General features: G+C 64.2%; 25 protein-coding genes. 12 read left to right on the forward strand and 13 right to left on the reverse strand.

The genetic code is table 11. The features are described 5' to 3' along the window. Together NKK52_RS12565 and NKK52_RS12570 are read left to right on the forward strand one after the other, a co-directional pair. Entirely contained in the window at positions 1 to 1,344 is a 1,344-nt protein-coding gene (locus NKK52_RS12565; protein ID WP_023681715.1) for a hybrid sensor histidine kinase/response regulator, read from the forward strand. A 145-nt stretch (positions 1,345 to 1,489) separates the two neighbouring features. Then, positions 1,490 to 1,798, forward strand: a complete 309-nt coding sequence (locus NKK52_RS12570; protein WP_198031474.1) for an Imm8 family immunity protein — start codon at positions 1,490 to 1,492, stop codon at positions 1,796 to 1,798. A gap of 64 nt (positions 1,799 to 1,862) precedes the next feature. On the opposite strand, the gene NKK52_RS12575 is transcribed toward NKK52_RS12570, so the two are convergent. Further along, a complete protein-coding gene (locus NKK52_RS12575) occupies positions 1,863 to 2,546 on the reverse strand; it encodes a response regulator (RefSeq protein WP_023681717.1) in 684 nt (227 codons plus the stop codon). A gap of 209 nt (positions 2,547 to 2,755) precedes the next feature. Between NKK52_RS12575 and NKK52_RS12580 the strand changes: the two genes are divergently transcribed. The 3 genes from NKK52_RS12580 to NKK52_RS12590 are packed head-to-tail and all read left to right on the forward strand — an operon-like array spanning position 2,756 to position 5,210. Continuing rightward, positions 2,756 to 3,478: a fumarylacetoacetate hydrolase family protein gene (locus tag NKK52_RS12580; RefSeq protein ID WP_023681718.1), complete on the forward strand. Its 723-nt coding sequence runs from the start codon at positions 2,756 to 2,758 to the stop codon at positions 3,476 to 3,478. Positions 3,479 to 3,482: 4 nt separating this feature from the next. Further along, positions 3,483 to 4,133, forward strand: a complete 651-nt coding sequence (gene maiA / locus NKK52_RS12585; RefSeq protein ID WP_023681719.1) for a maleylacetoacetate isomerase — start codon at positions 3,483 to 3,485, stop codon at positions 4,131 to 4,133. Positions 4,134 to 4,169: 36 nt separating this feature from the next. Next, on the forward strand, positions 4,170 to 5,210 hold the full coding sequence (locus NKK52_RS12590; RefSeq protein ID WP_023681720.1) for a zinc-dependent alcohol dehydrogenase family protein: 1,041 nt from the start codon (positions 4,170 to 4,172) through the stop codon (positions 5,208 to 5,210). Between the two features lie 29 nt (positions 5,211 to 5,239). On the opposite strand, the gene NKK52_RS12595 is transcribed toward NKK52_RS12590, so the two are convergent. Next, a complete protein-coding gene (locus tag NKK52_RS12595) occupies positions 5,240 to 6,103 on the reverse strand; it encodes a DMT family transporter (protein ID WP_023681721.1) in 864 nt (287 codons plus the stop codon). A 106-nt stretch (positions 6,104 to 6,209) separates the two neighbouring features. Between NKK52_RS12595 and NKK52_RS12600 the strand changes: the two genes are divergently transcribed. Further along, positions 6,210 to 7,628 (forward strand): aminotransferase-like domain-containing protein, encoded by a 1,419-nt coding sequence (locus tag NKK52_RS12600; RefSeq protein WP_031203702.1) that lies wholly within the window; start codon positions 6,210 to 6,212, stop codon positions 7,626 to 7,628. Between the two features lie 4 nt (positions 7,629 to 7,632). Here the strand turns inward: NKK52_RS12600 and NKK52_RS12605 are convergent, their stop codons facing one another. Further along, positions 7,633 to 8,526 carry a LysR family transcriptional regulator gene (locus NKK52_RS12605; RefSeq protein WP_023681723.1) on the reverse strand — a complete coding sequence of 298 codons (894 nt, stop codon included), beginning with the start codon at positions 8,524 to 8,526 and terminating at the stop codon, positions 7,633 to 7,635. Positions 8,527 to 8,647: 121 nt separating this feature from the next. On the opposite strand from NKK52_RS12605, the gene NKK52_RS12610 reads away from it, so the two are divergent. Then, on the forward strand, positions 8,648 to 10,171 hold the full coding sequence (locus NKK52_RS12610) for an MFS transporter (RefSeq protein ID WP_023681724.1): 1,524 nt from the start codon (positions 8,648 to 8,650) through the stop codon (positions 10,169 to 10,171). Here NKK52_RS12610 and NKK52_RS12615 read toward each other — a convergent pair. The 3 genes from NKK52_RS12615 to NKK52_RS12625 all read right to left on the reverse strand — a co-directional run bounded on the left by NKK52_RS12615 (position 10,134) and on the right by NKK52_RS12625 (position 12,719). Next, positions 10,134 to 10,631: a MaoC family dehydratase gene (locus NKK52_RS12615; RefSeq protein WP_023681725.1), complete on the reverse strand. Its 498-nt coding sequence runs from the start codon at positions 10,629 to 10,631 to the stop codon at positions 10,134 to 10,136. The two genes, NKK52_RS12610 and NKK52_RS12615, sit on opposite strands and share 38 nt — an antisense overlap. 160 nt (positions 10,632 to 10,791) lie before the next feature. Further along, positions 10,792 to 11,214, reverse strand: coding sequence for a phasin family protein (locus NKK52_RS12620; protein ID WP_023672638.1), 423 nt, complete (start codon positions 11,212 to 11,214; stop codon positions 10,792 to 10,794). Between the two features lie 209 nt (positions 11,215 to 11,423). Further along, entirely contained in the window at positions 11,424 to 12,719 is a 1,296-nt protein-coding gene (locus tag NKK52_RS12625; protein WP_023681727.1) for a DUF445 domain-containing protein, read from the reverse strand. Positions 12,720 to 13,013: 294 nt separating this feature from the next. On the opposite strand from NKK52_RS12625, the gene rirA reads away from it, so the two are divergent. Continuing rightward, the gene (gene rirA, locus NKK52_RS12630) at positions 13,014 to 13,475 is read left to right on the forward strand and encodes an iron-responsive transcriptional regulator RirA (RefSeq protein WP_023672640.1); all 462 of its coding nucleotides are present in this window, start codon (positions 13,014 to 13,016) and stop codon (positions 13,473 to 13,475) included. A 109-nt stretch (positions 13,476 to 13,584) separates the two neighbouring features. Here rirA and NKK52_RS12635 read toward each other — a convergent pair whose 3' ends face one another. From NKK52_RS12635 to hemP, 5 genes are read right to left on the reverse strand one after another with little or no spacing between them, the layout of a single operon-like run. Further along, positions 13,585 to 14,373, reverse strand: a complete 789-nt coding sequence (locus NKK52_RS12635) for a heme ABC transporter ATP-binding protein (protein WP_023681728.1) — start codon at positions 14,371 to 14,373, stop codon at positions 13,585 to 13,587. Positions 14,374 to 14,379: 6 nt separating this feature from the next. Beyond that, complete coding sequence (locus NKK52_RS12640) at positions 14,380 to 15,474, reverse strand: FecCD family ABC transporter permease (protein WP_286461669.1); 1,095 nt, start codon at positions 15,472 to 15,474, stop codon at positions 14,380 to 14,382. A gap of 4 nt (positions 15,475 to 15,478) precedes the next feature. Continuing rightward, positions 15,479 to 16,360, reverse strand: a complete 882-nt coding sequence (locus NKK52_RS12645; protein WP_031194752.1) for a heme/hemin ABC transporter substrate-binding protein — start codon at positions 16,358 to 16,360, stop codon at positions 15,479 to 15,481. A 10-nt stretch (positions 16,361 to 16,370) separates the two neighbouring features. Beyond that, the gene (locus NKK52_RS12650) at positions 16,371 to 17,429 is read right to left on the reverse strand and encodes a hemin-degrading factor (RefSeq protein ID WP_023681730.1); all 1,059 of its coding nucleotides are present in this window, start codon (positions 17,427 to 17,429) and stop codon (positions 16,371 to 16,373) included. A 49-nt stretch (positions 17,430 to 17,478) separates the two neighbouring features. Continuing rightward, positions 17,479 to 17,685, reverse strand: a complete 207-nt coding sequence (hemP, locus tag NKK52_RS12655) for a hemin uptake protein HemP (RefSeq protein ID WP_023673860.1) — start codon at positions 17,683 to 17,685, stop codon at positions 17,479 to 17,481. Between the two features lie 263 nt (positions 17,686 to 17,948). On the opposite strand from hemP, the gene NKK52_RS12660 reads away from it, so the two are divergent. The 4 genes from NKK52_RS12660 (at position 17,949) to hmuQ (ending at position 21,987) form a co-directional block, all read left to right on the forward strand. Continuing rightward, the gene (locus NKK52_RS12660) at positions 17,949 to 20,090 is read left to right on the forward strand and encodes a TonB-dependent hemoglobin/transferrin/lactoferrin family receptor (protein WP_031203704.1); all 2,142 of its coding nucleotides are present in this window, start codon (positions 17,949 to 17,951) and stop codon (positions 20,088 to 20,090) included. 5 nt (positions 20,091 to 20,095) lie between these two features. Further along, positions 20,096 to 20,530 carry a hypothetical protein gene (locus NKK52_RS12665; protein ID WP_023681732.1) on the forward strand — a complete coding sequence of 145 codons (435 nt, stop codon included), beginning with the start codon at positions 20,096 to 20,098 and terminating at the stop codon, positions 20,528 to 20,530. 127 nt (positions 20,531 to 20,657) lie between these two features. Next, complete coding sequence (locus tag NKK52_RS12670) at positions 20,658 to 21,617, forward strand: energy transducer TonB family protein (protein WP_023681733.1); 960 nt, start codon at positions 20,658 to 20,660, stop codon at positions 21,615 to 21,617. A gap of 55 nt (positions 21,618 to 21,672) precedes the next feature. Continuing rightward, positions 21,673 to 21,987 (forward strand): heme-degrading protein HmuQ, encoded by a 315-nt coding sequence (hmuQ, locus tag NKK52_RS12675; protein WP_023681734.1) that lies wholly within the window; start codon positions 21,673 to 21,675, stop codon positions 21,985 to 21,987. Between the two features lie 45 nt (positions 21,988 to 22,032). Here the strand turns inward: hmuQ and NKK52_RS12680 are convergent, their stop codons facing one another. Both NKK52_RS12680 and putA read right to left on the reverse strand, forming a co-directional pair. Next, on the reverse strand, positions 22,033 to 23,097 hold the full coding sequence (locus NKK52_RS12680; RefSeq protein WP_023681735.1) for a glycosyltransferase: 1,065 nt from the start codon (positions 23,095 to 23,097) through the stop codon (positions 22,033 to 22,035). 87 nt (positions 23,098 to 23,184) lie between these two features. Beyond that, positions 23,185 to 26,793: a bifunctional proline dehydrogenase/L-glutamate gamma-semialdehyde dehydrogenase PutA gene (gene putA, locus NKK52_RS12685; RefSeq protein WP_023681736.1), complete on the reverse strand. Its 3,609-nt coding sequence runs from the start codon at positions 26,791 to 26,793 to the stop codon at positions 23,185 to 23,187. Positions 26,794 to 26,855 lie beyond the last annotated feature (62 nt).

Genomic DNA, 26,855 nt, shown 5'->3' on the forward strand with positions numbered 1-26,855 from the left:
ATGCCGCTCAGGGACATCAACGACGTCGACAGGCTGAAGAAGATCAACGCCGCTCTGGTCAGCCGCGTCGAGCGCTCGATGGACCAGCAGGGCAACGCCTTCTCGCTGTTCCAGACCGCAATTTCACTGGAAAACCGCGTGCGCATGCGCACCGAGGAACTACACTCGACCTTGCGCCGGCTGGAACAGTCGAACATCGACCTCAGCGCCGCCAAGGAAAACGCCGAGCTGGCAAACCTGTCCAAGACCAGGTTCCTGGCCGCCGCCAGCCATGACGTGCTGCAGCCGCTGAACGCCGCCCACCTCTCGGTCTCGGCACTGGCCGAAGTGCAGACCAGCGACGAGGGCAAGAAACTCGTCCGTCAGGTCGAGCGCTCGCTGGAGACGATGGAAGACCTGTTGCGCACGCTGCTCGACATTTCCAAGCTCGACGCCGGCGTGGTCCAGCCCGACATTGGCGACGTCAATCTGGAGACGCTGTTTTCCTCGCTGCGATCGGATTTCCTGCCCGTGGCCGAGATGAAGGGGCTGGCGCTGAAGTTCCGCCCGGTCAGCGCCGTGGTGCGTTCGGACCGCACGCTCTTGCGCCGCATCCTGCAAAACATCCTGTCCAATGCGCTGCGCTATACCCCTTCGGGCGGCGTGCTTGTCGGCACAAGGCATCGCGGCGATAGCATCCGCATCGATGTCGCCGACACCGGCTGCGGCATTCCCGACGACCAGCGCGAGGCGGTGTTCGAGGAGTTCCATCGCGGCTCCGCCATTCCAGCCGACACCGGAATCTCCGGCGGCGGGCTGGGCCTGGGCCTTGCCATCGTGCGGCGCATGGCCGCCGCGCTCGGTCATCCCGTGACGTTCTCCTCGAGGGTTGGGCGCGGCACCATCTTCCACATCGACGTGCCGGTCGGCATCGGCGCCAGCGCCGACGCCATCGCCAGCCTTGCCGAAATGGAGCGGCCGCGCGGCTACGGCCTGTTCGGCACCAAGGTGCTGCTGGTCGAAAACGACGCCGACGTGCTGCAGGCGATGACTTTCCTGCTCGAGCGCTGGCAGTGCCTGGTGCGCGCCGCGACCTCGACCGAGGCTGCGCTCAGCCTGCTTGGCGACACCGACTGGGTGCCCGACATCGTCATTGCCGACCAGCATCTCGACGACGGCGACCTCGGCACCGCCACCATCGCCGAAGTCCGCGATTATCTCGGCCGCGCCGTGCCGGCGCTGATCGTCACCGCCGACGGATCGGAGGCCGTCGCCAAAGCCGCCCGCGCCGCCGGCATCGAACTGATGCGCAAGCCGCTGAAACCGGCGCAGCTAAGGGCGCTGCTGGCGCATTTGCTGGCTTAGAACCAACTGTGCAAATCGGAAAATCTGGACGCCGAGGCAGCTGGCGAAGGAGAAAGTGCACAGTCACCATAGCTCAAGTGCAGGTAGCTCAATGATAGTGATAAGACATATTTATAGCAGGGACCTTTTGGTTGAAGGAAAAATCTTGGACCTTTGGGATTTGCCAAGCCAGTCCAACATTCATGTGAACATTCGGGTAACTATCGGCTTTGAGGAAAACAATTTTGAGGAGGTTTTTGATTCTGCAATTATCACCGGAAGTCTAGTTAAAGAACTAATCGACGACTCTGCCATCGCGCCGTATGGCGGAAAGGTCTTTAAATACAAGGAATTCGAACCTGTTTCTATAAAATCGGATATCTATCGAAAGATATTTAGCCGCGACAGAATTGATTTTCGAGATAGTATCTCTGAGCTTTCAAAGATCATGGAATGGGATTTCGAAGGGATGTAAACTATCCCTCTGGTGTAAGAGTTTCGAATTACGGTGCGAACTACGGTGATTTTCTAGGCGCCCCTCAAAACCCCGCCTGATCCCGAAACAGCTCCGCATTGTCCAGCTTCGACACCTCGATCACCGCTTGCGTGCGGCTGTAGACGTTGAGCTTGCGCAGGATCTCCGAGACATGCGCCTTGACCGTGGTCTCGCCGACCTGCAGCTCATAGGCGATCTGCTTGTTGAGCAGGCCCTGGCGCAGCATCTGCAGCACGCGCAACTGCTGCGGCGTCAGTTTCGCCAGCCGCTGCACCATGTCGGCGCGGTCGGTGCTGTCGGCGTCCGGCGGCTGGCCTTCGTAGTTTTCCGGCACATAGATCGCGCCCTCCATCACCGAACGGATGGCGGCGGCGAGATCGCTCTTGCGCGCCGATTTCGGGATAAAGCCGGCCGCGCCATAGGACAGCGCCTCGGAGATGATCTTCGGCTCCTCATAACCCGACACGACGACCACCGGCAGCCGCGGATGGCGGGTCCTGAGCTGCAGCAGCCCGTCGAAACCATGGACATCGGGCATGTTGAGATCGAGCAGCGCCAGATCGAACGGTTTTATCCCACCCAGAAGATCGAGTGCCTCGGCGATCGAGCGCGCCTCCACCGTGTCGACTTCCGGATAGGCCATCTGCACGGCGCTGTGCAGCGCCTCGCGAAACAGCGGATGGTCGTCGATGATCAGAAACCGGGCGCGATCGTTGATTGCGGTCATGGTGTTCGTTTCAGTTCTCCGTGGGCACGATACTCCCGCTGGTATGGCCAGCTTATTGGCAAATAGTCTATCGCCATCTTAACCCCCGGAGGCGAAGCCGACTTTATCCGACAATCAAGGCGCAGCCGATGCTTTTGCTGGCGCTGACGCCTTGCCCGGCCGTCCAAATCGGTCGAATGTGCCGGCAACAACCCAGGCAGAGACCCCGCATGACAGACTTCGTCCTTCCCTTGCCCGCAACACCATCGGTCGCCATAGAAGGCTCTGCCGAGCGCTTTGCGGTGCGCCGCATCTTCTGCGTCGGCCGCAACTACGCCGCGCACGCCCGCGAACTCGGCAATGACGAACGCGACCCGCCCTTCTTCTTCACCAAGCCGGCCGATGCGGTGGTCGATAGCGGCACCACGGTCCCCTACCCGCCTTTGACCAAAAACCTGCACCATGAGATCGAGCTGGTGGCGGCGATCGGCAAGGCCGGCTTCCGCATCCCCCGCGCTGAAGCCCTCGAGCATGTCTGGGGCTACGGCGTCGGCATCGACCTCACCCGCCGCGACCTGCAGGACGAGGCCAAGAAAGCCGCGCGGCCCTGGGACTGGTCGAAGGCCTTCGACCGATCGGCGCCCTGCGGCCCGTTGGTATCAGCCGCCAAATCCGGCCACACGCAAAAGGGCCGCATCTGGCTCGCCGTCGACGGCACGGTGAAACAGGAGGGCGACCTCGCCGAACTGATCTGGCCGATCGCCGATATCGTTTCGATCTGCAGCAGTGCGGTTGTACTACAACCGGGCGACCTGATCTTCACCGGCACGCCGGCCGGCGTCGGCGCGGTGGCGCCGGGACAGATGATGACCGGCGGTGTCGACGGGATCGGCACCATCGAGATCACTGTCGGCCAAGATTCGATCAGCCAAAATTCCACCGGCAAGCCGTGATCCGATGAGCGACCTCGTCCTCCACAACTACTACCGCTCCTCCACTTCCTACCGCGTCCGCATTGCGCTCGAGATGAAGGGGCTGGGCTACGATTACGTGCCGCATCATCTGCGTCATGGCGACCATCTGGAGCCGGCTTACCTGGCGGTCAATCCGCAGGGGCTGGTGCCGGCGCTGATCCTGGGCGACGGCACGCTTTTGACGCAGTCGCTGGCGATCATCGAATATCTCGACGAGACCCACCCCGAACCGCCGCTGCTGCCGAAGGACGCGCTCGGCCGGGCGCGCGTGCGAATGCTGGCGCAGATGATCGCCTGCGACATCCACCCGGTGAACAATCTGCGCGTGCTGACCTCGCTGCGCACTTTGTTCGGCGCCGGCGACCAGGATGTCATCCACTGGTTTCGCCACTGGGTGAACGAAGGGTTCCAGCCGCTTGAAAAGATTCTGGCTTCATCGGATGAGACCGGCACATTTAGCCATGGCGACGCACCGGGCCTCGCCGACATCTGCCTGGTCGCCCAGATCGCCAGCAACGCCCGCTTCGGCGTCGACCTGACACCCTACCCCGAGATCTCGCGCATCCACGCCGCCTGCATGGCGCTGCCGGCCTTTCAGAAGGCGGCGCCGGAGAATCAGATAGATGCCGAATAGGCTCACAATGCCGGAGCAGAGCACGGGGAGTTGCCGATGAAAGCCGTCGTCTTCGAAAAATTCGGTGAGACGCCGAGAATCCTGACCGTGCCGGATCCGAAACCGGCTGCCGACGGCGTCGTCATCAAGGTCGAGGCGACCGGGCTCTGCCGTAGCGACTGGCATGGCTGGATGGGTCATGATGACGGCATCACGCTGCCGCATGTGCCGGGCCATGAACTGGCCGGCATCGTCGTCGCCGTCGGCAAGCAGGTGACCCGCTGGAAGGCCGGCGAACGCGTCACCGTGCCGTTCTGCGTCGGCTGCGGCCGCTGCTTCGAATGCAATTCGGGCAATCATCAGGTCTGCGAACAACAAACGCAGCCGGGATTCACCGCCTGGGGATCGTTTGCCGAATATGTCGCCATCGAGCATGCCGACACCAATCTCGTGCGCCTGCCCGAGGAGATGGAGTTCGCCACCGCCGCCAGCCTCGGCTGCCGCTTCGTCACCTCGTTTCGCGCCATTGTCGACCAGGGCCGGGTGACGCCGGGGGAATGGGTGGCGGTGCATGGCTGCGGCGGCGTCGGCCTGTCGGCGATCATGATCGCCAGTTCCATGGGCGCCAATGTCATCGCCATCGACCTCACCGACGAGAAACTGGACTTCGCCAAAAAGATCGGCTCCGTGGCGACCATCAACGCCTCGACCACGCCGAACGTGGTCAAGGCGGTCAAGCAGATCACCAATGGCGGGGCGCATATGTCTATGGACGCGCTCGGCCACCCCACGACATCCTTCAACTCGATTGCCAATCTGCGCCGGCGCGGCCGCCACGTGCAGGTCGGCCTGATGCTGGGCGAACATGCCCGCCCGCAAGTGCCGATGGACAAGGTGATCGCCTTCGAGCTGGAAATCCTCGGCAGCCACGGCATGCAGGCCTACCGCTACCCCGCCATGATGGAGATGATCCGCACCGGCAAGCTCAAGCCCGAACTGCTGGTCGGCAACAAGATCAGCCTTGACGAGGCGCCGGCGGCGCTGATGGCGATGGGCGGTTTCGAGGGGATTGGCATTGGGGTGGTGACGAAGTTTTAGGAGCGGAGTCGCCCTCCACCACCAAACTCCTAGCGTGCAAATTTCTTCGCCCCGAACACGCATGCCACCACGCCGAGCGTGACGACAATCATCAGCGGGCTGACCTGCTCGTGCAGCAGCGACGCTGCCAGCGCCAGGCCGAAAAAGGGCTGCAGTAGCTGCAACTGCCCGACGGCAGCGATGCCGCCTTGGGCGAGGCCGCGGTACCAGAACACGAAGCCGATCAGCATGCTGAACAGCGAGACATAGGCGAGACCCGCCCAGGCGCCGGAGCCGACGCCGGCGAAGGACGACGGCAGCGTCGCAAAGGTCAGCACCAGCATGATCGGCAGCGAGATCGCCAGCGCCCAGCAGATCACCTGCCAGCCGCCCAGCCTGCGCGACAATGCCGCCCCCTCGGCATAGCCCAGCCCGCAGACGATGATGGCAGCCAGCATCAAGCCGTCGCCGATCGGTGATGCTGTTACGCCTTGGGAGAAGGCAAAACCGCCGACAAGCGCGCTGCCGATGCAGGAGAACAGCCAGAAGGCCGGGCGCGGACGCTCGCCACCGCGCAGCACGCCGAAGATCGCGGTGGCCAGCGGCAGCAGGCCGACGAAGATGATGGAGTGGGCGGAGGTGACGTGCTTAAGCGCCAGCGCTGTCAGCAAGGGAAAGCCGACAACCACGCCAAGCGCCACGATGACCAGCGACAGAAAATCGCTGCGCTCCGGGCGCTTCTGCCGAAAAAGCATCAGCATGGCGAGACCGAGCAGTCCGGCAATCGCGGCGCGGGCCGAGGTCAGGAATATCGGATCGAAATCGGCCACGGCCACCCGCGTTGCCGGCAGCGAGCCTGAGAAGATCAGCACGCCGACGAATCCGTTCAGCCAGCCGCTCGCGGTCTTGTCCATTCCAGGCTCCATTGCTTTCGCCCTCTATCGGGCAAGTGCCTATGGTGCAGCCAGAGACAATGCAGTACAATTCCGCAAAACTGTAATGGCTGATTGAGCAATACAGATGACTGGTCTCGTTTTGGAAGTCGACACCGCACGCACTGTTGCCCCGACCACTCTGGTCGAAACTGTCATGGCGACCATCCGCCAGCGGATTGCCGCGCGCAGCCTGACGCCGGGCGCGCGGCTGCCTTCGATCCGCGCCTTCGCCAAAGCCATGCAGGTGTCCAAGTCGACCGTGGTCGAAGCCTATGAGCGGCTCGCTGCCGAAGGCGCGATACGCTCACGGCCGGGCTCGGGTTTCTATGCCGCCGGATCGCTGGCGCCACTGTCGCTGGCCGAGATCGGCCCGCGGCTCGACCGCGCTGTCGATCCGCTTTGGGTTTCGCGCCAGTCGCTGGAAGCCGGCGACGACATGCTGAAACCCGGCTGCGGCTGGATGCCGGCCTCATGGATGCCGCAGGCGGCCTTGCGCCGGGCGCTGCGCACCGTTGCGCGCGCCGACGATGTCGACCTTGCCGATTACGGCACGCCGCTCGGTCTGCCGCCGCTGCGGCAATTGCTGGCGCGGCGCATGGAAGGGCACGGCATCGAGGTCTCGCCCGAACAGATCATGCTGACGGAATCGGGCACGCAGGCCATCGATCTCCTGTGCCGCTTCCTGATCGGGCCCGGCGACACCGTGCTGGTCGACGACCCCTGCTATTTCAATTTTCACGCGCTGCTGCGCGCCCACCGCGCCAAGGTCGTCAGCGTGCCCTACACGCCATCCGGGCCGGATATCGAGCTGTTCGCCCAGGCACTGGCCGAGCACAAGCCGCGCCTCTACATCACCAATTCCGCCATCCACAACCCGACCGGCGCGATCCTGTCGCCGGTCACCGCGCACCGGCTGCTGAAGCTCGCCGACCAGTCGGACCTGACCATCATCGAGGACGATATCTTCGCCGATTTCGAGCACAGCCCAGCGCCTCGGCTGGCGGCGTTCGACGGCCTCAACCGCGTCGTCCATATCGGTAGCTTCTCCAAGACGCTATCGGCATCGGTGCGCTGCGGCTTCATCGCGGCACCGCGCGACTGGATCGAGCAACTCACCGACCTCAAGATTGCCACCACCTTCGGCGGCGGCCGGCTGGCGGCCGAACTGGTGCTGACGCTGCTTAGGGATGGCAGCTACCGCAAGCACATGGATCTGCTGCGCGCGCGCCTTTCCCGCGCCATGGGCGAGACGGGCGCGCGCCTGAAGGCGATCGGCATCGCGCCCTGGATCGACCAGCCCGCCGGACTGTTCCTGTGGTGCAGCCTGCCGGATGGCGTGGACGCAGCCGAAATCGCCCGCCGCGCGCTGGCCGACAACATCGTATTGGCGCCCGGCAACGCATTCAGCCTGTCGGGAACCGCCAGCCGCTTCCTGCGCTTCAACGTTGCCCAGTGCCAGGACGAGCGGATTTTCAGGGTGCTCAAGGGGGCAATGGCGCGCTGAGGGCTCAGCGGGAGGCCGCGCAGACCTCCCGAACGCAATCTCGCAGCCAGCGTTGCGCCGGATCGGCATCGAGCCGTGGATGCCAGAGCATCGAGATGGTGACCTCCACCGTGGCGACCGGCAGCAGAAAGCTGACCATGCCGGCGCGTGCGCCTTGCGTGTGCCGTTCGGGCACGCTGGCAATAAGGTCCGAAGCGCGCGCCATGGAGAGTGCAGCCGAAAAGCCGGAGACCATGCACGCCACGGTTCGCTGCAGGCCGAGCAGCGCCAAAGTCTGATCGATCGGCCCTCTTTCCCGACCCCGCCGTGAAACGCTGATGTGGCGGCCGGCCGCGTAGCGTTCAGGCGTTACCGCGCCTTCACTCAAAGGGTGGCCGGCTCGCACAGCACCGACGAAGCGGTCGCGAAACAGCGCCTGTATCAGCACTTCAGGTCCGGCCTCGCCGGCAACGCCGATTTCGAGGTCGATGTCCGCGTCGCGCAGCGAGGCGACATCCTTGTCGGATTTGGGCCTAAAGCGCAGCCGCGCGCCCGGCGCCTCGGCCTGGATGCGGGCGACAAGACGCGGCCCGAATTCCTCGACGAACCCTTCATTGGTGCGCAGCGTGAAGATCTGGTTCAGCTTCGCGAGATCGAGCAGCCTGGCGGGACGCAATAGCGTTTCCGCTTCCTGGACGACACGGCCGGCCTGCTGCCGCAATGCCTCCGCGCGCGGCGTCGGGACCAGGCCGCGGCCGGCGCGGACCAGCAGCGGGTCGCCGGTCGCTTCGCGCAGCCGCGCCAGGGTGCGACTCATCGCCGAAGGGCTGAGCCGCAGCCGGGTTGCCGCGCGAGCCACGCTACCTTCGGTCAGCAGGACGTCGAGAGCGAACAGCAGATTGAGGTCGGGCGATGCCATCGGCGGATTGTAGCACATGCCATGGCGTTTGGCGCACGAATAAGATGCAAATGCTGCGCCTTCCGCCATTCCGCCCCGACGACTAGATCTCGGTTGCGGGACTGACAAGGAGGAAATCGCCATGGCAACTGCCGAGCAGAACGAGTGCGCATCGGCGCCGCAGAAAACCCGGTCCGCAGGCCTGGCCCACTCTCCTGTCTTGGCATTGGCCAGCCTGTCGCTCGCCACGCTGCTGTCCTCGCTTGGAACCAGCATTGCCAGCGTTGGACTGCCTTCCCTCATGCAGGCGTTCGGTGCGTCCTTCCAGTCCGTGCAATGGGTGGTTCTCGCCTATCTGCTCGCCATCACCGCCCTGATCGTCAGCGCCGGGCGCCTGGCTGACATGGTCGGCCGCCGGCCGTTGCTGCTCGGGGGCATCGCGCTGTTCACACTGGCCTCGGTGCTCTGCGGCCTGGCGCCGACGCTCTGGCTGCTGATCGCGGCGCGCGCCGTGCAAGGGCTGGGTGCCGCGCTGATGATGGCGCTGACGCTGGCCTTTGTCGCGGAGACCGTGACCAGGGAGAGAACCGGCAGCGCCATGGGCCTGCTCGGCGCCATGTCGGCAATCGGCACGACGCTCGGCCCCTCGCTTGGCGGCTTGCTGATCGCCGGCTTCGGCTGGCGGGCGATCTTCCTCGTCAATGTGCCGCTCGGCCTCCCGACCTTTGCCCTCGCCTCGCTGGCCCTGCCTGCCCGCGGCAAGGCTGCGGGCGTTCAAGGCGGGTTCGACGCGATCGGGACGGTCTTGCTAGGCCTGACGCTGGCCGCCTATGCATTGGCCATGACGCTCGGCCGCGGCCATTTCGGCGCCCTCAACATCGGCCTCCTGGTGGCCGCCGGCATCGGCGTCGTTCTGTTCGGCGTTGCGCAGACGAAGGCGAAAAGTCCCTTGATCCGGCTTGCCCGGTTGTACGACATCCGGCTCAGCGCCAGCCTCGCCGCGAACCTCGTTGTCGCCACCGTGATGATGGCGACCCTGGTGGTCGCTCCGTTCTATTTGTCGCGAGGGCTGGGGCTCAATGCTGCGATGGTCGGCGTGGTCCTGTCGACAGGTCCGCTGGTCTCCGCGCTCTCGGCGCTCGTCGCCGGCCGCCTCACCGATCGCTTCGGCGCGCACAGGATGATGGTCGTCGGACTGTTCAGTCTTGCCGTCGGAACCTCATTGTTGTCGCTCGCCGCAACAAAACTCGGCATTGCCAGCTATATCGTGCCGATCGCCGTCACCTGCTTCGGGTACGCCCTGTTCCAGACATCCAACAATGCCGCCGCCATGAGCGGTGTCGCTGCCGGCGAGCGCGGCGTGGTGTCCGGCCTGCTCAATCTGTTGCGCAATCTCGGCCTGATCACCGGCGCATCGCTTATGGGCGCCATTTTTGCGGCTGCCTCGACGGGAGAACGGCAAAGCCAGGACATGCTGACCTCAGCGGCAGCCGCCCACGGGATGCAGGTTACCTTTCAGACGGCAACGGTCCTGGCGGTGGCTGCGCTGTTGCTGGCACTGCTCTCGACCCGCGCCGGCGGCATGGCTGTCGGTGCGGCAACAGCCATCATGACCGAAGATGGGGAGCTTACGCTCCCGCCCGCTTGCGCCGCTCATAAAGCATGACCAGCGTTTCGGCGGTCAGAGCCGGCCTCTGTTCGCCCTCGATCTCGACAGTGTTGGCGGCCTTCATCAGATACTGGCCCGGCCCCTTGTCCTCCACCGACAACAGCGTCGTGCGCAGCCGGATGCGTGCGCCGACCCTGACAGGCGCCAAGAACCGCACCTTGTCGAAGCCGTAATTGAAGGCGGCTTGCGTGTTTTCGGGGACGATGCCCATACCCAGCGCCAGCGCGCCGATGATCGACAGCGTCAGATAGCCATGCGCGATCGTGGTGCGAAATGGGCTCTGCCGCTTCGCCCGCTCCGGATCGACGTGGATCCACTGATGGTCGCCTGTGCATTCGGCAAACTGGTTGATGCGGTTCTGGTCGACGGTCGTCCATTCCGACACGCCGAGCTCCTGCCCGGCCATCGCCCTTAACTGCTCGAAGGTCGGCGGCGTTTTCGGCCGTAGTTCCGTCATTCCTGCTTTCCCGGTGGCTCCCAGTGCCTCGGACCACGAACGGACGGCTCCTGTCAATTCGCCCGTTGCGATTCCGTTCCGCCATTTTCCGCCAAACAGCGTCCCTCGTCCATGCTCATGCGCCGCAACCGGCCCACTCCTCTCATGGTTGCGTTGAGAGTCACTTCTTGTCATAGCCCGAGCGGATTTCCTCCATCGCTTCCTTGATGCGGCTGCGCAGGATTTCGATCGATTCGGTGCCGGATTTCTTGACCAGCTCGGCCACTTCGCCGGCATTTTTCAGGGCGGCTTCGAAGGATTTCCTGGCGAACTCCGCCTGTTTTGTCATCAGTTCCTGGGGATTGCCCGGCGCCTTGTAGCTCTGCGCCATGTCGCTGACTTCACGCAGCGTGTCCTGCAGCATCTCGCGCTGTCTGGACAACAATGAGGTCGCGCCGGCAGCTCCCGCCCGCGCCGATCTTTCCAGGGCCTCGAGGTTCTTGCGATGATGCGCGAGGATCGCCTCGACATTCGGCACCTTCAGGTCACGGCCGAACCGGCTGAACATGTCAAGGAACGAATCGGAGTCGGGTTGTTTGGCCATTGCTCGTGCTCCCCAGTTGTCGCAAATGCTGAACCTCGAGCAATTCCAGGAAAAGTGTGAAACGGTTTTCCGTCAGGAATTGCGTCAAAACAAAGAGTTAGAGCAGGTCGCCGTTTCCTTGAAACGGTGAACTGTTCTGTTCTGGACAATAGCACTCGCGCGCCGTGTGTCCATTCGGACGCCCAAGCAATTCAGCGGCAAATGCAGCATCAGCCAGCGAGAAACAGCCTCTCCGCCGTGTAGAGCACGAGACCGGCCAGGCCGCCAATAATCATGCCATTGAAGCGGATATATTGCAGGTCCCTGCCGATGTTCATCTCGATCAGCCTCGTCAGCTGGGCAAGGTCCCAGCGCTTGACCTGATCGGCGATGAACGTCGACACACCGCTCTTCTGGCTCTCCACGAACGACGACAGCGCCACGACAAAGCCCTGGTTCATGTCGGCCCTGATCTGCGGATCGCCTGAGAGATGGCGGCCGACCTCGACGAACATGTTGGCGAGATGCGCGCGAACAATCGAATTCTCCGCCTTGGCGTCCTGTTCGATGAACAGGCTGAGGCTCTGCCACATGTCGCCGGCGAGCGACTTCACTTCCGGCCGCGCCAGGAAATCGCGCTTCAGCTTCTCGGCCCGTTTGGCGTATTGCTTCGAGGTTCTGAGCCGCTCGATGAAGCTGTGCGCGAAACGGTCGAATTCGGCGCGCATCGGATGGTCGGGATCGGCCCGCACCTCGTCAAGCAGCGAACCGGCGGAAGCGACGATCTTTTTCAGCAGATAGGCGTCGGCTCTGAACAGGTTGAACAGCGACGGCAATTCCTCGCGGATTTTCTCGCGCATGGTCGCCAGCGCCTCTTCATCGTTCAGGAACCGGCCGATCACCCTGGTGAATTCGTCGAAGAGTTTCTGGTGGCGGCGGTCGTCGGTCAGTGCCGACAGCAATTCGGCCGCGAGCGGCGCCAGCGGCACCTTGTCGATCTGCTCCAGCATGCGGCTGGTGACGAAGCTCCGCAGGCCGGATTGCTCGATCGCCGCAAGCGTCTGCGGGACCAGCCGTACGACGAAGCGCGACAGGCCGGCAGAGCGTTCGGCGTCAGTCAGCCAGTCGGCGACGAGTGCTGCAAAATCGACCTCGGCCAGCTTTTCCCGCACCGGCCCGGGCGCCAGAAAATTGACCTCGATGAAGCGGCCCAGATTATCGGCGATGCGGTTCTGGTTCGCTGGGATGATGGCGGTGTGCGGGATCGGCAGGCCCAGCGGCCGCTTGAACAGCGCCACCACCGCGTACCAGTCGGCCAGGCCGCCAATGGTCGCCGCCTCGGCGAAGGCCGCCACGAAGCCCAGCCACGGATACTTGGCCTCGAACGATTTGGCCACGGCAAAAACCACGACGCAAAGCACCAGCGCAGCCGTGGCGAGGAACTTTGTCCGCCGCAACGCGAAAAGCTTGGCGCCCGTCTCGGCATCAAAACCGCCAGGCGCCAGGGACGAAGCCGATTGGGACATGATACGCCGCTCCTCATCGATCTCTTGGCTATCTGGCATGGGCTATTTAGGGGGTGTTTGGGCCCGTAGCATGATCGGATGGGCCGATTTCGTCCGGGAATTGCCGGTTTCGCACGCAAAGTTGACAAGAATGTTCATCTATCATGCAATCCCAGTCTGGAATTGTTCCAAGGTATAGGCCATATTCCGATCAGGCCAGTGTGGGCGAATCCGAAACTCCGGGTGAGAAAGCTGCACCAGCACAATCTAAAATCTGGTGCAGTTCCAGCGCGCCAGCACTCGGTGAGGAATGAAATGCGGCTGACGCGCCAGACCAACTACGCCATGCGCATCCTGATGTATTGCGCCGCCAACAACGATCGCCTGAGCCGCATCCCCGAGATTGCGGCCGCCTATTCGGTGTCGGAGCTTTTCCTGTTCAAGATCCTGCAGCCGCTGGTCGAGCATGGCCTGGTCGAGACAGTGCGCGGCAGGAATGGCGGCGTGAGGATCGGCCGCCCCGCCGAGCAGATCAGCCTGTTCGACGTCGTACGGGTGACAGAAGAGAGCTTTGCCATGGCCGAATGCTTCGAGAACGATGCCGCCGAATGCCCGCTGGTCGACAGCTGCCAGCTGAATTCGGCGCTGCGCGAGGCGCTCAACGCCTTCTTTGCCGTACTCTCCCGCTACACCATCGCCGATATGGTGGCGGCGCGCCCGAATGTGCGTCATTTGCTCGGCATCGACATGCTGGTCCAGCGAGCACCGGCCGCCTGAGTTTTCTAGTGCATGTCGCTCAAAAGTGGCCCCGGTTTTGAGACAACGACATGCATAAAGACAAAGACCTAAAGCGCGTCGCCTGAGTCCGTTCAAACGCGACGCGCTTTTAGGCGGCTGACTGCGGCAAGACGAACGGCATGCTCGCCGCCGGCAACACACCGACCCTTAGCCGACAATCGAACACCTTTTCGATCAGATCGTCGCTCAGCACCTCCTGCGGTGAACCGTCGGCGGCGAGCCGGCCGCGATGCATCACGAAAATCCGGTCGGCATACATGGCCGTCAGATTGAGGTCGTGCAGGATGGCGATCACACCGCCGCCGCGCCGGGCGAAATCGCGGGCGATGTTCATGATGATCAGCTGGTGCTTGATATCGAGGCTGGAGACCGGCTCGTCGAGATAGAGATAGCGCGGCTTGCCGTCGAGCACCGGCGCCCAGACCTGGCACAGCACGCGCGCCAGTTGCACGCGCTGTTGTTCGCCGCCCGAAAGCTCCTGATAGAAGCGGCCGGCAAAGCCGTCGAGGTCGACCCGCACCAGCGCCCGCTCGGGCAGACGATCATCTTCGCCCGGCAGAACGCCGGAACGGCCGCCGATAAGGCCGAGCCTGACCACTTCGTGCACGGTGAAGGGAAAGGACAGCGTCGCGGCCTGCGGCAGCACGGCACGCACGGTCGCGGCCTCCACCGGCTTCATCGCGGAGAGGTCGCGCCCGTTGACGGCCACTGTCCCCGCAAACGCCAGATCGCCCGACAACGCCTTCAAAAACGTCGTCTTGCCCGAGCCGTTGGGTCCGACGATTGCCGCAATTTCGCCCGGCCGCGCGACGAAATCGACATTGGCAACAATGCGCTTGCCGCCGATCGCCACCGAGACATCGCGTGCTTCGATCATGCCGCCTCACAAGTCGATTACGCCGCGCTTGCGCAGCAGGATCCAGAGGAAGAACGGCGCGCCGGCGATCGCCGTGACGATGCCGATTGGCAATTCGGCCGGCGCCACGATGACGCGGGCAACTGCGTCGGCAAGAAGCAGCATCGAGGCGCCGAGCAGCGCCGATGCGAGCAAAAGATAGCGATTGTCCGGACCGATCAGCAGCCGCAGCAGATGCGGCACGACGATGCCGACAAAACCGATGCCTCCGCTGACTGCGACAGAGGCGCCGACCGCTGCCGAGACGCCGACGATCGCGGTGTATTTCAGCCGCTGTACCGGGATGCCGAGATGTCCGGCCGTCGCCTCGCCGAGCGCCAGGGCGTTGAGGCCTTTGGCCAGGAACGGCATTGCCGCAAGCGCCAGGATGATAATCGGACCGACGGAAGCGATCTTCGGCCAGGTCGCGCCGCCCAGCGAGCCCAGTTGCCAGAAGGTCAGGTCGCGCAACTGCCGGTCGTCGGCCATGAAAATCAGGATACCGGTCAGCGCCATGGCAAGGGCTGCGAGCGCAATGCCGGCAAGCAGCATGGTAGCGACCGATGTGCGCCCCTGCCGCGTGGCGACGCGGTAGAGCACCAGCGTGACCGCAAGGCCGCCGCAGAAAGCGGCGAGCGGCAAGGCCAGCCCGCCGAGCGCCAGAGTGAGCGGCGCCAGCCACGTCGTGCCGAGCACGATGACGGCGACCGCGCCGAGGCTCGACCCGGCGGAAACGCCGATCAGGCCGGGATCGGCGAGCGGGTTGCGAAACAGGCCTTGCATGACCGCACCCGATACGGCCAGTGCCGCCCCGATGAGCACACCGAGCAGTACGCGCGGCATGCGGATATCGTAGACGATCAACCGGTCGCGGGCACCAAGCGCGGCGTCGTCCGGCGTGGCGCCGGTCAGCCAGTCACGAATGACACCAACGGCCGATGCATCGGAAGCGCCCGACCTCAGCGACAGGAACATCGAAAGGGCAAGCGCCACACACAGGAGCACAATAACCAGGCGAGCGCGCCCGGAACGATCGCCCTCGGCCACCTTGCCCGCCGCGCCGGCGATCGACTGATCCACCATCGGCTCAGTCCGTGACCTGGCTGCCATAGAGCGAGGCGGCCAGATCGTGGATGGCATCGGCCGTGCGCGGCCCGAAGCCGAGGAGATAGCTGCCATCCATCAGGGTCAGCTTGCGGCCTTCGCCCGCCGGCGTCGAAGTGATCGACGGGATGGCGAACAGCTCGGCCTCCGCAATCGGCGGGCCGGCATTCTTCATGGCCAGGATCACGTCCGGCCTGGCAGTGACGATCGCCTCGTCGGACATCTGCTTGTAGCCGGAAAAACCTTCGACCGCATTGACGGCACCGGCGAGCTTGATGATGCCGTCACCGGCGGTGTCGGTGCCGGCGGCCAGGATCTTGCCGCCCTGGATCGACAGCACGAACAGGATGCGCTTGCGCTGCTTGATCGACGCCGTCTGCTTCTCGGCCGCCTTCAGCTTGGCGTCGGTCTCAGCCACCAGCGTCTCGGCCTTGGCGTCGACGCCAAGCGCCTTGCCGACGATGCGGATCTTTTCCAGGATGCCGTCATGGCTGTAATGCTCGGGCACGTCGATGAACGGAACGCTCGACTTTTTCAGCACATCGACCGCTTCCTTCGGCCCACTGCCATGCAGCGCCAGAATGCCCGAAGGATTGACCGACAACACGCCTTCCGGCGACAGCTGGCGCATATAGCCGACGTCGGGCAGCGCGACCGCGGCGGCGGGGTAGCGGCTGGTCGAATCGCGGGCGACGAGATGACCTTCCTCGCCAAGCGCGTAGACGATCTCGGTGATCGAACCGCCGATCGCCACGATCCGCGACGTGTCGGCCAACACGGCCACGTTCTCGCTGGCCGGCACTGGGGCGGCAATAAACAGCGACAGGCCCATGGCCGCGGCAAGCGTCCTGAACAGTGAAATCATCGTCGTTTCCTCAGGCTGCGGTCGGGCTTGGAATGCGCGGCAGGTTCTCGGCAAGGAACCGCCAGTCGTCGCGCTCGCCCTCGCCTTCACGGCGCTTGCCGAAGAACTGGATGATCATCTTGCCGTCGGCGCCATAGGCTTCGAGCGAGGTGACATGACCGTCCTTGGTCGGTTTGCGCACCGCCCACACCTCCTGGATGTGGTCGGTGCGCAGATGCAAATGGAAGGTCTCGTCCATGACGTTGATCCACGGCCCCATCGGCTTGATCGACTTGACCGGGCCGGAATGGATCTGGATGCAGCCTCGGTTTCCGACAAAACACATGATCGGCATGCCGTCGGCGGCGGCATGGTGGAACATGGCGCCGATGGCGTCATTGTCGAGCAGCCAGGCATAGTCCTGGCCGACCATGCGCACGGCCTGGCGGCGGCTGAGCTTCAGCGCTTTCAACATGCCAAAGAACTGGTGGACGTCGGTCAGCCGGCTCCAGCGGTCGCGCAGATCATCGATGTCTGCGGCAATGCCCGACGTCTCCGCGTCGTCGTCGGCCAGGCCTGCGATAGACACGGTCGCCTCCTGGTTCGGCGATTCGAGTGCGGCCACGAGCTTCTGGTAGGCATAGAGATTGGACGCCGGCCGCAGATGCACCTTGTGCACCGCATCGCCGGCCGCGTCGAAGAATTGCAGGCTGCGGCGGATGTCGCCACCGTCGCGCTTTTCCACGGCAAAGCCATGCGCCCAGACCTTTGGAAAGATACGCAGGTCGATGTTTTCGCCCAGCACCATGGCATTGTGCGCGCCTGTGACAACCTTGTCGTAGACGCCGATCTTCTCGTGCACCGCGCTTTCGTTGCGGGTCAGCGCCATCACTTCGCCGACGGCGTCGAGGCCGGTCAGAAGATCGTTGACCCTGGGCTCGACGCGCACGACACCGTCGCCGCAATGCGCGGCCACCAGCTCGGCTTCGGAAATACCGAGCTCGGCGGCAAGATCGCGCTCGCGCGCTTTCGGATTGTCTGCCCGCGCTCGCCGGATTTCATGCGGTGCGGGTTTTACGCGCTGGTCCATGTCCTGCTTACCTGTCCTGCCTGGCGTTTTGGCCTGCCTGGCTGTTTCGTCACTTGTTGAGGATGAGCTTGCCCTGGCGGGTGATCTTCAGCCGATAGAGCGCCCCATGGTGCTCGATGCCGATCTCGTGCTCGCCCTGGAACAGCGTGTTGGAGGACAGCGTCCGCACCGCCAGCGGCACCCGGTCGAAGCGGGTCGGCGTCTCCTCGGAACGGCGGACGCGGTAACGGAAGTCGTTGGGATTGTGGGTGTTCATCTCTTTCGATCCCTTTCCTGTGCCGGGCAACTGGCTAGCGTTGTAAAAATGCCGATTCATTTCTTGACTCGAATAATCATGTTTATTAGTCAGTGCAATACCGGACAAACATTTAAGACGCCGGACAGAATGAAAAATGCCAGCGAGCACCAAGCCAGCCAGCATCGAACCTGGAATTTTGGAGTTGGGGCATGGGCTTGGGAAATTGTGGACGACTGGGTCTGGCGAACGCCGATCCGGTGCATCGGCCTATGGCAAAGGCAATGGCAGCCTTGCTTGCGGGGGCAGCGACGATCGCGCTGCTGACATCGCCGGCCAGCGCTCAGCAGGCTGCTCAGCCGGCCGCTGACCAGGCCGACCAGACCAGGAAAACCGAAGACACCAAGCCGGCGCCCGCCGGCGCGACCCTGCTGGACAAGATCCTCGTCATCAGCCGCACCGGCGACACGGCAATCGAATCGCTGGCCTCAGCCAGCCATGTCGACCAGGAACAGCTCGACCGCCGCATGGCGACGACGCCGAACGAAATGCTGCTCGGTGTGCCTGGTGTCGCCGTGCAGGCCGATGCGCGACGCGTCAGCTCCAGCATCAACATCCGCGGCCTGCAGGATTTCGGTCGCGTCGCCGTCATCGTCGACGGCGCCAGGCAGAATTTCCAGCGCTCAGACCACGGCACGCAGTCGACCTTCTATGTCGATCCCGAGCTCATCAAATCCGTTGACGTCATTCGCGGACCGACCGCCAACACCTACGGCTCCGGCGCCATTGGCGGCGTCGTCTTCTTCGACACCAAGGATGCGGTGGATTTCCTCAGACCGGGCGAAACCTGGGCCGGCTCCGTCACCGGGCGCTATGAAAGCAACGGCAAGGGCTGGACCGCCAGCGCCAGCGGCGCCTACAAATTCAACGACGATTTGGATGTGCTGGGCAACATCGTCTACCGCGACTACGGCGACTACAAGAATGGCAGCGGCGACACCGTCGCCGGTACCGGTTTCGACGTGCTGAGCGGCCTGCTCAAGACCACAATCCGCCCGAGCGAGAACAGCGAATTGAAGCTCGGCTGGGTCGGATCGAGCGACGGCTGGACGGAAACCAGCGGCGGCGTGCCGGCCAACGACGTCGACCTGAAGTCGAACACCTTCACCGCCCGCTACAACATCACTGACGACGCCAAGAGCTGGCTCGACCTCCACATCAACGCCTCCTACAACAAGACCAATCTCGACCTCACCACGCTGGTCCCGCAGAACCGCTTCGATCCGTCGACCGGCCTTCCCGTGCTGCTGCCCGTCGGTTCGACCTCGACCTTCGACGTTGGCACGGCCGGCGTCGACATCTGGAACACGTCGCGCTTCGAAACAGCCGGTGTTGCGCACGAATTGACCTATGGCGGCGACTGGGTGGGTGACGATGTCGAGACCGGCGGCACCGCCGGCGGCGACAGCTTCTACACCCCATCGGGCAAGCGTAGTGTTTCGGGCGCCTACATCCAGGACAAGCTCACCTGGGACTGGCTCGAGGTCATTGCCGGGCTGCGTTACGACAATTACAGCCTCGAAGACAGCACCCACGAAACGTCAGGTGATCGTCTGTCGCCGCGCATCACCGTTGGTGTCACGCCCTTCGAAAGCGCCAGCCTGGCGGGCCTGCAGTTCTATGGCACCTACGCGGAAGGCTACCGCTCGCCGTCGCTGACCGAAACGCTGATCAGCGGCAACCATCCGGCGGGCGTCACCTTCCCGTTCCTGCCCAATCCGAACCTGCGGCCAGAAACCGGCAAGACGACCGAGTTCGGCGTCAACTACAAGCTGAACGACCTTATCGAGGCCGGCGACGCGTTCCGGCTCAAGGCCGGCTACTTCCACAACGATGTCGACGACTACATCGAAGGCGTCACGCTGTCGGCATTCGACCCGACCAGCGGCTGCCCGTTCGGCCCCGGGATTCCGATCTGCTTCCAGTACCAGAACGTCGCCCAGGCCAAGATCAACGGCTTCGAACTGGAAAGCGTCTACGATGCCGCCTGGGGTTATGCCGGGCTGTCGGCCTCGATCATCAACGGCCACACCATCTCCGATGAAGGCGAGCGGGCCGACCTTGCCACCATCCCGTCGTCGCAGGTCACCGGGCAGCTCGGCTTCCGTTTCCTTCAGGACAAGCTGACCGTCGGCGGCGAGGTGCAGTACAACGGCAAGCCGAAGGGCAACCCCGTGGCCAAGGATTATACTCTGGTCAACGCCTTCGCCAGTTACCAGGCCACCGACAATCTGAAGGTGGACTTCCGCGCCGACAATTTGTTCGACGTCAAATACACCAACCCGCTGAACGGCGGCACCACCGCCGTCATCTATGAACCCGGCATCACGCTGAAGCTGGCCGCAACCATGCGCTTTGGAGGCTGACACCCATGACAAGTTTGACGGCATCGCTTCGGCTCCTGACCTCGACGTTGGCGATGTCGCTTGGCTTGGCGCCGGCGTGGGCTCAGTCCGCGCCGGCTCCGCAACTCAGCCTCGAGCTCAATGCCGTGCAGCCCTCGGACAAGGGTTGCCTGCTGACCTTCGTCGTCAACAATGCGCTCGGCGCCGATCTGTCCAAGGCGGCTTTCGAAATCGCGCTGTTCAACGAGGCCGGCGTGGTCGGCCGCCTGAGCGTGCTCGACTTCAAGGACCTGCCGGCCGGCAAGACCAAGGTGATCCGCTTCGACCTCGCCGGCACCGACTGCACCAAACTCAGCCGCGTGCTGATCAACAGCGCCACCGAATGCGCCGGCGTCGAACCGGGCGCCTGCATGCGCGGCCTGAAGACGCAGACCGAGACCGGTATCGCATTCGGCGTTTGAGGTGGGTCTGCATCCCGCCTTCCTGCACGACAATGCGACACGACCCGTCGCAGCTCCGCCGTCATGGCCGGCAACCGATCTTGATTTGACAATCCCACCCCGCTCGCGGCAGGTCTCGCCGCGAACCATGCAGGACATCACCCCCCTCCCCGACGCCGGCAACGAACCGGCGATTACGATGGACGAGCTCGCACAGCCGGCAGCCGCGGACCGCAAATGGACTGTGGCGATCGTCGCGTCCTGCCTGCTCCATGCCGCTGCCGCAGCGGCGTTCTTCATCGGACCCGCAGGGACATTCGATTCCAGTAACGCGATACAATCCGAAGGCACCGACCAATCGGGCGCCGAGGTGGTCGGCAGCGCCTTGGACAGCCAGGCTCCCGACGCGGTCGATGTTACCCTGGTAACCGATCCGCAGCCGGCCAAGCCCGAGGCCGTTCGACCCGTGCCGCCGACCGAGGCGCCTCAACCGGTAAAGGAGCCGGCGGCGCCCAAGCCTGCGCCGGAAGCCGCCGAACAGGCGACCGCCGCGCCAGATACACTGACGGCCGCCATCCCGAATGATCAAACTGTCGCCCCAAGCGCTGAGACGTCGACTCCGCCAGGGGTTCAAACGCAAAGTTCAGAGGCACCGCCCGCCGACGAGCCCGCCGTTGATTTGCCTGCTGCCAAACCACCAGTCCCGAGCCCGCGGCCGACCCCTCCAGCTGGATCTGGAGATACCCGCGGTGCGGCAGATGGCGAAGAACGCGACGCACCGGCGGTTGCCAGCAAGGGTAAAAACCAGGACGCGGCTGGCAATGCGATGGAATCTCGTTACGGCGGTGAAATTCAAAAGAAGCTTGCCCGCGCTAACCGGCGCGTTTCGAAGGAAATTCAAGCTAAGGCTCGCAACAATGCCAGGGTCTATTTCGTCGTCATGGCTGACGGCAGCGTCAGCGACTTGCAGCTTGTCGAAAGTTCAGGGTCTGCCGAACTAGACCAATTCGCTTTGAAACTGGTGCGCCAGCAAGCCCCGTTCCCGCCCATTCCACCCGAGATCGGATTATCAAGTTGGGTGTTCAGGGCGCGGATCGGTCCGTTTTAACCAGCTCGCAGACCTTCGCCAAATGTCATCGTCCACCAATTCAAGAGGAAGCCCAATGTACATCGCCATGAACCGCTTCAAGGTCCAGAACGGCTCCGAGACCGCCTTCGAGGATGTCTGGAAGAACCGCGATTCCAGCCTTTCGGAAATGAAAGGCTTCAGAGAGTTCCACTTGCTGCGCGGCCCGGTCAACGAGGCCGAGGGTTACACGCTGTTTGCCTCGCACACGGTGTGGGCAAGCCATGAGGATTTCGTCGCCTGGACCAAATCCGAGAATTTTCGCGCCGCCCACCGCAACACCGGCACCTCGAAGGTGCATTATCTCGGCCATCCGCAGTTCGAAGGCTTTTCGGTCGTCGAAGGGGCCTGATTGAGATTTCACCCGTCGACGAGATCTGACGACGGGCAGATGCCCTCATGTTCCGGTTGAATTCCGGCCGCCCAGTCGCCGAAGCCGCTGGGCAATGTGCAGGCGCAGCCGCCGCCAGGGCTGTCCGCGTGTCAGGTAGCGCGCCAACCGCGGATCACCGGCCAGCTCCGGGAACTGGCGCACATGCTGCGTCAGGAATGCAGGTATGAAATTGCGCCCGTTGAGATCGCTGAGCCAGGCAGAATTCGCCAGCAAATAGTCTGCGGCATCCGCCGCCAACACGCTCCTGTAGCTCCTGTATGCAGGCGTTTGCCGCACATTGCCGCCGGCAAAGGCAGTTCCGGTGGACAGGTTGGAGCCATGCAGGCGATAGAGGCCGAGACCTTCTGACAGGATGAGGCTGCCGCCGGCCTGGTGCGCGAGTGTCGCCGTCAGATAATCGGTCCCGACCTTGGCCTTGAACGGGAAGGACAATACCGGTTCCAGCGCGCCACGCCGGTACATGATCGCCGAGCATGGCGACCACAGCCAGCCCGTCACCGCAGGTGCGAAATAGGTTACCGGATGCTCCGATGCATAGGCGATCCCAGGCGCCATGCCGGCAAGCCGGCCACCGGGCGCGATGGCGACGCCACTCCGATCCGGTCCGGACCGCGGTTTGCGCAAGGCAAGGAAGGTGCCGCCCAGCAAGGTGCCGCCGCCATCGACAAGGAACACATCGGAACTCGACAGTGCGGCCGAATGCGTCGTGTTGAGGTGGGCGGACAGATGCGCCAGGAGAAAATCCGGCAGCCACACGTCATCGGAATCCAGAAACGCGACGAAAGGCGCGTCGGTTGCGGCAAAGCCGTCGCGGAATCCGGCGATCTGCCCGCCATTCTCCGTGCGCGCCATCAGGCGCAGGCGCGGGTCGTCTATATCCCTTAGGAGCTGGCGGACTTGGTCGGCCGAGCCGTCCGTCGAGGCATCGTCGACGATGACGCATTCCCAATTCCGGTAGGTCTGCGCAAGCACCGAGCGGATCGCCTGTTCGACGTACGGCCGATAGTTGAAGCAGGTGATGACCACCGCCACCCGCGGCAGCTCAAACGGCCGGGACGTGTCTTCCATCTGTTCCGCTGCCCCGCTCGAGTTGCTCTCTGTCCCTTGCGCATACCCTTGCAACCCGACGCAGGCAAGCGAGCCGCGAAAAGCCCCCTAGGCCGCCGCGAGCAGGCTGGCATTGCCGCCGGCAGCCGTGGTGTCGACGCAGACAGCGCCTTCATGCGCATAGGCCGCCGGGTTGAGCACCTCGCTGACCAGCGGCACGATCGGCCCGCTGCGGTCGGCAATGACCTTGCGCACGATCCGCGCCGCCTCGGGCCTGCCCGAGAAGGCGACGACATCGACGCGCAGCGAACGCGCTTCGACTGGGTCTGGCCGACCGTCTATGGCCGCCAGCGGCAACCCCTTGCCGGTCAGCGCCGACAGTGCTGCCGGCGCGCCCGGCGCCACGGCCAGCACCGCATTGCCGGCGGCCAGCGCCTGGATCGTCTGGGCAAGCAGCGTGTCGGCGTCCGGACCGAGGCACAGCACCCGGCCACGCGGCGACAGCGACAGCGTGTTGGCCTCGCCGGTCGGTCCGGGCAGGTCGACCTGGCCGAAATCGATGGCGGCTGCAGCGCCGATCGCTGCAGCGCCCTTGCCGCGCAAATGCTTTCTCAAAATGGCGATGCGGTCCGGCCTCGTCGACCAGCCGCCAAGCGTCGGATCGGGCAGATTGTCGGCGAGTTCGGTCGCAGTCACCTTGTGGCCCTCGGCAATCTCCGTGCCCGCCTCCGGCCCCTTGCGGAACCGCCGGAGATAGTGCGGCCCGCCGGCCTTCGGCCCGGTGCCCGAAAGCCCCTCGCCGCCAAAGGGCTGCGAGCCGACGACGGCGCCGATCTGGTTGCGGTTGACATAGATGTTGCCGGCATGGATGCCGTCGACGAAATGCTGGACGCGGCCTTCGATGCGGGTGTGCAGGCCGAAGGTCAGGCCATAGCCTTTGCGGTTGATGGCGGCGATGACGGCGTCGATCCCGTCGGCGTCGAAGCTGGCGACATGCAGCACCGGACCGAACACTTCGCGCTCCATCTCCTCGATGCCTTTGACCCGGAACACATGCGGCGCAACGAAGCGGCCATCTTTGGGTGCTTCGAGCTTGGCGATCAGCCGGCCCTGCAGCCCCATTTTGGTGCAATACTCGCGGATCGAGTTCTGCGCCTCGTCATCGATGACCGGCCCAACATCGGTCGAAATCTGCCAGGGATCGCCGATGGTGAGCGCTTCCATGGCGCCCTTCAGCATCTCCAGCATCTTCTTCTCGACATCCTTCTGCACGTAAAGCACGCGCAGCGCCGAGCAGCGCTGGCCCGCACTCTGGAAGGCGGACGCCAGGATGTCGCGCACCGCCTGTTCGGGCAGTGCTGTGGAATCGACAATCATGGCATTGAGACCGCCGGTCTCGGCGATCAGCATGGCGTCGGGCGCAGCTGTCTCGGCCAGTTGCTTCTCGATCAGCTTTGCAACCTCGGTCGAGCCGGTGAAGCAGACGCCGGCAATGCGCGGATCCGCGGTCAGCGGTCCGCCGACCGACGGGCCGTCGCCCGGCAGAAGCTGGATCACATCTTCCGGCACGCCGGCCTCGCGCAGCAGCTCGACGGCGCGGAAGGCGATCAGCGGCGTCTGTTCGGCTGGCTTGGCGATGACGGAATTGCCGGTGACGAGCGCTGCCGCGATCTGGCCGGTGAAGATGGCGAGCGGGAAATTCCACGGCGAAATGCACACGATCGCGCCGCGCGCCTCGGTGCCCGCTTCGTTGTTGGCCGCTTCGGCAGCGTAGTAACGCAGGAAGTCGACGGCTTCGCGCACTTCAGCCACGCCGTCGGCCAGCGACTTGCCGGCTTCCCTTGTAGCCAGCGCGAAAAACTCGACCGCATTGGCCTCATAGAGGTCGGCGGCGCGGTTGAGGATGGCGGCGCGCTCGGCGACGGGACGCTTCGCCCAGGCCGGCTGCGCTTCCACAGCAAAGCGCACCGCGGTCGCGACCTGCTTGGCAGCGGCTTCGGCGACCGTGCCGACGATCTCGGCAGGCTTTGCCGGATTGACCACCGGGCGCTGCTTGCCGTAGCCGGCGGCGCGCGTGATCGGCTTGGCATGCCAGCGCTCGGGCCCGGCAAAGGCCGCCTTGGCCTTGTCGATCGCCGCCAGCGTCACCGGATCGGTGATGTCGAACCCCTTCGAGTTGCGCCGACCAGCGCCGAAGATCGTCGCAGGACGAGCGATTGCCGGATTGGCGGCGGGGCCCTGGCTCTCGACCGTCTCGAGCGGATCGCGCGCAATATCCTCCGGCTCGACGTCCTCGTCGGTGAGCTGATGGACGAAGGAGGAGTTGGCGCCATTCTCCAGCAGGCGGCGAACCAGATAGGCCAAGAGGTCGGAGTGCGCGCCGACCGGCGCATAGATGCGGCAGCGCGTGCCTTCGGCCCGGCGCACCGTCTCATGCAGCGCTTCGCCCATGCCGTGCAGGCGCTGGAATTCGAAAGCGTCACGGTTGTCAGCCATCGACAGGATGGCGGCGACGGTATGGGCATTGTGCGTGGCGAATTGCGGATAGATGCGGTCGGTCATCGACAGCAACTTCCTGGCGCAGGCCATGTAGGAAACATCGGTGTTGGCCTTGCGGGTGAAGACGGGGTAGCCGGAAAGCCCGAGCGTCTGTGCCCGCTTGATCTCGGTGTCCCAATAGGCGCCCTTGACCAGCCGCACCATGATGTTGCGGTCGTACTTTTCCGCCAGCGCATAGAGCCAGTCGATGGTGAAGGCCGCGCGCGGGCCGTAGGCCTGGACGACGACGCCAAAGCCATTCCAGCCGGCAAGCTCCGGCTCGGACAACACACGCTCGATGACGTCGAGCGACAGGTCGAGCCGGTCGGCCTCCTCGGCGTCGATGTTGAGGCCCATGCGCGAATGGCGTGCGGCCAGCGCCAGCGACAGCAGGCGCTCGGCCATCACCGGCAGCATCTTTTCCTTCTGTGCCTCTTCGTAGCGCGGATGCAGCGCCGACAGTTTGACCGAGATGCCGTGGTTCTGGCGGATATCGGGACCGTTGGAGCCCGAATCGAGCGAGGAGATCGCATCGGCATAGGCCTTGAGGTAGCGCAGCGCGTCGGCCTCGGTGCGGGCCGCCTCGCCCAGCATGTCGAAGGAATAGAGATAACCTTTCTGGATCATCGACTTGCCGCGCTTGACGGCTTCCGCAATGGTGCGGCCGAGCACGAACTGCTCGCCCATTTCGCGCATGGCGGCGGCGACCGCCTTGCGGATCACCGGTTCGCCCAGTCGGCGAACCATCGAGCGCAGCGTGCCTTCAATGCCGCCCTCGCCTTCGTCGAGCACACGGCCGGTCAGCATCAGCGCCCAGGTCGAGGCGTTGACGAAGATCGAGCTCGAACCGCCCGAATGCGCCGACCAGTCATGCGGTGCGATCTTGTCGGCGATCAGGTCGTCCATAGTCTCGGTGTCAGGCACGCGCAGCAGTGCCTCGGCCAGGCACATCAGCGCCACTCCTTCCTTGGTGGAGAGGCCGTAGGCCGAGAGAAAAACCTCCATCAGCCGCGGGTCGGACGAGCCGCGCACCGCGCGCACCAGATCCGCGGCACGGGCCGAGACGGCTTTGCGGTCATCGGCCGAAAGTTCTGTCGCGGCAGCCAAGCGCTTCACAGCCGCGTCTTCGTCGGGCAGGTAGTTGGCGCGGATCTGCTGGCGGATGGTGTCGAGCGGCATGGCGGTCCTGCGGAGCAAGCATCTGGGAGCGGGCCGGCGGTCGCCGGACCGAATGGCGCAAG

Source organism: Mesorhizobium sp. C277A, from assembly GCF_040324395.1.
Lineage (GTDB): Bacteria > Pseudomonadota > Alphaproteobacteria > Rhizobiales > Rhizobiaceae > Mesorhizobium.